This is a genomic window from Mesorhizobium sp. M4B.F.Ca.ET.017.02.2.1, assembly GCF_003998955.1.
Taxonomy (GTDB): domain Bacteria; phylum Pseudomonadota; class Alphaproteobacteria; order Rhizobiales; family Rhizobiaceae; genus Mesorhizobium; species Mesorhizobium abyssinicae.
The window spans coordinates 1-3,834 of sequence record NZ_RZOF01000469.1 but is presented as its reverse complement, the minus strand read 5'-3'; the positions used below and the strand labels follow the sequence as shown (position 1 = coordinate 3,834).

Genomic DNA, 3,834 nt, shown 5'->3' with positions numbered 1-3,834 from the left:
CTTGTCGTGCCGGGGGTCAAGAATCCCAAGCCCAATCTGTGGGGCATCGTAGGGCGGCCGAAGGCCTCGCAAGGCGATGTCGAGTATTCGTCGAGTCTAAAGGATGCCGGTGGCGATTGGACTTTTGAGGAACTCAATTTGTTCATCTCAAATCCCGCGCTCGCGTTGCCTGGAACAGATATGCTTTTCCCGGGCCTGCAGGACGAGAAGCAGCGAGCGGACCTCATCGCATACCTGCGGACCTTGAGTGACACACCGTTGCCGCTTCCCTAGAATTGATTTTGATGTCCTCCCGTCCTCAATCCAGGCGGCTGTCGCCGCTGCGGCCTTACCAGGACGCTTGAGCGGCTGGACGAAGAGCGCCACAATCCCCATCTATGGAGAAATCCAAGGGAGATATGATATGGCGACTTCCACCGAACGAGCGGTGCTTGCTGGCGGCTGCTTTTGGGGCATGCAGGATCTGATCCGGCGCTATCCGGGTGTGATCTCGACCCGTGTCGGCTACAGCGGCGGCGACGTGCCCAACGCCACCTACCGCAACCACGGCACCCATGCGGAGGCCATCGAGATCATTTTCGATCCGGCCAGGATCAGCTACCGCACGCTGCTCGAATTCTTCTTCCAGATCCACGATCCGACGACCAGGAACCGTCAGGGCAACGATGTCGGCATGAGCTATCGCTCGGCGATCTACTATACCAGCGACGACCAGAAGCGGGTTGCCGACGACACCATCGCCGATGTCGAGGCTTCACACCTGTGGCCGGGCAAGGTCGTCACCGAGGTCGCGCCGGTCGGCCCTTTCTGGGAAGCCGAACCCGAGCATCAGGACTATCTGGAGAAATATCCGAACGGCTATACCTGCCATTTCGTCAGGCCGGGGTGGAAGCTTCCGGTTCGTGAAAAGGCGGCGTCGTAAGCCCGATCGGTGCTTGGCAGGTTTTTCCCGCCTGCGCCGGAACATTAGTTCTGGCTAAGAGTTCATCCCCCGGCAGCGCGTAACGGTTTGCTGCCTGATCGGGGCCGGCATCCCGATCCAGCCCGCGTCCCCTGCGAGAGGCGCGGGCTTGCTTGTGTCGATAACTCGGCCTGGACTTGCCGATCCCACCAATTTCGCCCGTCGTGCCAGAAGGCACGGCGGGCTTTTTTGCGTTCAGGTCCCGGCAACGCCCGGGGCGCCCGCCGCGGCCGCCAGTGCCGTCCCGGATCTAGCCCTTGGCGCGACGGCCGTCGCTTTCATGGTTGCCGATCCAGTGCGCGCGGATGCGGTCGCTGGTTTCGAGATAAGCCATGTCGATCAGATAGGTCAGAAGCTTCTCGCCATCGGCTTCGGCTTTCTGACGCAGTTCACGCAAGATCCCCTGCGCAAACTGCAGGTTTTCCATTTTGCTCGGCTGGTCCATCGCTGCCCCCAATGTCTGCATGTGAATTCTGGCTGACTGTTGCTTGCATCAAGATTTTGGCGAGACTCACGGCGAAGCTGTGCTCGGTTGTGTCGGCGTCCGATCAACGAAGCTGTTGGACATTCTTCGGAAATGTCGATATTTTGCGCGACCAATCGGACCGCGACGATGCACGAAGACGAGGGCAGCACTCCTGACAAGTTGCAAGCCATGCTGGATGTGATTGCCAGGAACGGCCCTTCGAGCCACAGCGAGCAGTCCGATATCGGCAAGCTGAAGGCAGACGCGGCCAGCGCGGCCGCAGCGTTGGTTCAATTCTACGGCGACACGGCGCTCGAACGTGCCAAGTTGCTTGAGCGGCGCTCGCCGCAGTCCCATTTCGCCCGCCTGGTCACTGCCGAAGTCAGCAAGCACGGCAAGGGTCCGCCCGGAAGCTAGGGTGCGCGCTAGGAGGATTTGCGCCTCCTCGATCCGCCGCCAAGACGCAGCTGCACCTCTTCGTGGGCATTGTCCAGCAAGTAGAACAGCAGATCCTGTCCGATCGATTGTGAGATTTCCTTGGCCTGCTCGATATGCTGATGGATCTCGCGCAAGGAGGCCTCCTCGCAATCCTCTTCTTGCGTCAGGTCGACGAACCAGCCGGGATAGACAGCCGCTTCTCCAAGGCTGTCGACATAGCATTGGCCGACTGCCAGGATCTTGCGAAGGCCCATCTTTTCCGAACGAACTTTGCAGACCTCGCGGAAGCTCGATCGGCGCTCTACCGCCCGGCGGATCGCAACATTGACCCGCAGCCGGTCCTCGGCCTCGATGCTTTCCATGCATCTTTCGAGGGGAGCGCCACGCGAGAACTCATCGAGCGTGAGTCCGAAATAGTCGGAGAGGTTGGCGTCACCGTAGACACGGTTTCGCTTGATGTCCCAGGTCCAGAACCCGTCGATCGGTGGATATCGCAGATGAACGCCGCGACCTCCTGCAGGCATCGCCGCCATGAAAACCGCCCCGTTCGGCTTCGAGATTCGCAATAGTATGTAACATAGGCGAAAAGAAACAAGGTGGCCTTTTGTACAAGACCATCAAGGATCACGTTGCGTCAGAGGGTTTGCGTACTTGGATATCGTAATTGATGTCGTGAAAAAAATAACTTGGGGAGAATTTTCTTTCATGGAAAGAATGTCTGGCCTGGTAGCGCAACCATAACTTGGTACTTCACAAGATAACCAAGCTGCAAGACTGGCAAAATAATAGCAAAGGTTGTGCCGGTCTGCCTGAAGAACAACTCCGCACGGCTGCGAGGCCGACGCGGCAATGTTGGGAACGTTGCCTGAACCGCGCCGGCCAAAGCGGTTTCCAGAAGTCCACCGCAAATCGAATCTTAACTGAGCATTGGGGCAGCGGCAAACCGACCATCGGTTGCAAAATGCAAGCCGATTTACCGTCGATCCAGATGGAAGCTGGCCTGCCTCTTAGGCCAGCTTGCGCTGGAGTAGGTTGTCCGAGGGCGCCTCGTTACTGTCCGCCGTAGTTCCCGGCTCCTCTGCCGGCGATTCGCCATCGACGCGATCGTGTTCGAATTGCTGCGCGTCGGGCAGCGGCTGCAACCAGTGTTCGCGCCTCACGATCCACAGTTCGTAGGTCGGCTCGAGCTCCGTCGGCGCTACATCGAGGCTACCGAGCATCACTTCGACTTCCTCCTCGCCAACCGAGGTCACGCGGCCGCCGCAGGTCGGGCAGAAACTTCTGCCGCCATAGGTACTGACGATGCCGGCCGTCTCGAAGGCTTCGAGCGGCCAGATGGCGAAGGCCTGGTAGGCCGATCCGCTGGTCTTGCGGCAATCCTTGCAGTGGCAAAGCCCGATCCGAAGCGGCTCGCCCGTCACCGAGAACTGGACACCGCCGCATAGGCAGCTGCCGCTGCGCCTGACATCACTGGACATGGCTGTTTCCTCCTGGGTCGCGCCGCTCTGGTTAGCCGGCCGCGACAACATGCCGGGAAATGTCTAACCCGAATCAATTCGCGCGAGGCGCAAACGGTTCCACGCTGCGCGGCGTCGAGGTCGACGCCACCGCAATCAGTTTGCGCAAGTTGTCAGCTTCCGCGAGTTGTCAGTTCGGGAAGTCGAAAACCGGCTCCTGGCAGCGGTAGACGCGGCACTGGCCGTCGCGCGTCGGAACGGAGGCGGCGGTGGGCACCTCCGGCCAGTCGCATTCATTGCCGAACTGGCGCACATAGCGCTCGTAGGTGTTTTGGCCGGTGGTCAGCACGGCCGCACGCTGGCTTTGGATAAGCGACCGTACCTGTTCGCAGCTCATTGCACGCGTGTCGGGGCGGGCATGCGCCGTGGTGGCGGCACACAACAAGGCGCCGGCAATCCATGCGATCGAACGAGCCTTCATCGGCAACCCCAGCTTGAACATCCTTCTCTTA

At 60.0% G+C, this 3,834-nt stretch carries 6 protein-coding genes and 1 pseudogene; 3 read left to right on the top strand and 4 right to left on the bottom strand.

Features of this window, described 5'->3' with window-relative positions:
• Together EN738_RS35790 and msrA are read left to right on the top strand one after the other, a co-directional pair.
• Nucleotides 1-273 (top strand): annotated as a pseudogene (locus EN738_RS35790) (cytochrome c family protein); the annotation flags it as partial.
• Nucleotides 274-403: 130 nt separating this feature from the next.
• On the top strand, nucleotides 404-922 hold the full coding sequence (gene msrA / locus EN738_RS32115; protein WP_127287090.1) for a peptide-methionine (S)-S-oxide reductase MsrA: 519 nt from the start codon (nucleotides 404-406) through the stop codon (nucleotides 920-922).
• A gap of 289 nt (nucleotides 923-1,211) precedes the next feature.
• Here the strand turns inward: msrA and EN738_RS32110 are convergent, their stop codons facing one another.
• Nucleotides 1,212-1,406 (bottom strand): hypothetical protein, encoded by a 195-nt coding sequence (locus EN738_RS32110; protein WP_126055200.1) that lies wholly within the window; start codon nucleotides 1,404-1,406, stop codon nucleotides 1,212-1,214.
• A gap of 168 nt (nucleotides 1,407-1,574) precedes the next feature.
• Here EN738_RS32110 and EN738_RS32105 point away from each other — a divergent pair, with 168 nt between their 5' ends.
• Nucleotides 1,575-1,844 carry a hypothetical protein gene (locus tag EN738_RS32105; RefSeq protein ID WP_127287089.1) on the top strand — a complete coding sequence of 90 codons (270 nt, stop codon included), beginning with the start codon at nucleotides 1,575-1,577 and terminating at the stop codon, nucleotides 1,842-1,844.
• Between the two features lie 8 nt (nucleotides 1,845-1,852).
• Here the strand turns inward: EN738_RS32105 and EN738_RS32100 are convergent, their stop codons facing one another.
• From EN738_RS32100 to EN738_RS32090, 3 genes are all read right to left on the bottom strand, one after another.
• The gene (locus tag EN738_RS32100; protein WP_127287088.1) at nucleotides 1,853-2,398 is read right to left on the bottom strand and encodes a hypothetical protein; all 546 of its coding nucleotides are present in this window, start codon (nucleotides 2,396-2,398) and stop codon (nucleotides 1,853-1,855) included.
• 474 nt (nucleotides 2,399-2,872) lie between these two features.
• Nucleotides 2,873-3,343, bottom strand: coding sequence for a GFA family protein (locus tag EN738_RS32095; protein ID WP_127287087.1), 471 nt, complete (start codon nucleotides 3,341-3,343; stop codon nucleotides 2,873-2,875).
• Between the two features lie 169 nt (nucleotides 3,344-3,512).
• A complete protein-coding gene (locus EN738_RS32090; protein WP_127287091.1) occupies nucleotides 3,513-3,803 on the bottom strand; it encodes a hypothetical protein in 291 nt (96 codons plus the stop codon).
• Between the last annotated feature and the right edge of the window lie 31 nt (nucleotides 3,804-3,834).

Coding starts and splice junctions, on each gene's coding strand:
- EN738_RS32095 (WP_127287087.1), bottom strand. CDS start 3,343: ATGTCCAGTGATGTCAGGCGCAGCGGCAGCTGCCTATGCGGCGGTGTC.
- msrA (WP_127287090.1), top strand. CDS start 404: ATGGCGACTTCCACCGAACGAGCGGTGCTTGCTGGCGGCTGCTTTTGG.
- EN738_RS32105 (WP_127287089.1), top strand. CDS start 1,575: ATGCACGAAGACGAGGGCAGCACTCCTGACAAGTTGCAAGCCATGCTG.
- EN738_RS32090 (WP_127287091.1), bottom strand. CDS start 3,803: ATGAAGGCTCGTTCGATCGCATGGATTGCCGGCGCCTTGTTGTGTGCC.
- EN738_RS32100 (WP_127287088.1), bottom strand. CDS start 2,398: ATGGCGGCGATGCCTGCAGGAGGTCGCGGCGTTCATCTGCGATATCCA.
- EN738_RS32110 (WP_126055200.1), bottom strand. CDS start 1,406: ATGGACCAGCCGAGCAAAATGGAAAACCTGCAGTTTGCGCAGGGGATC.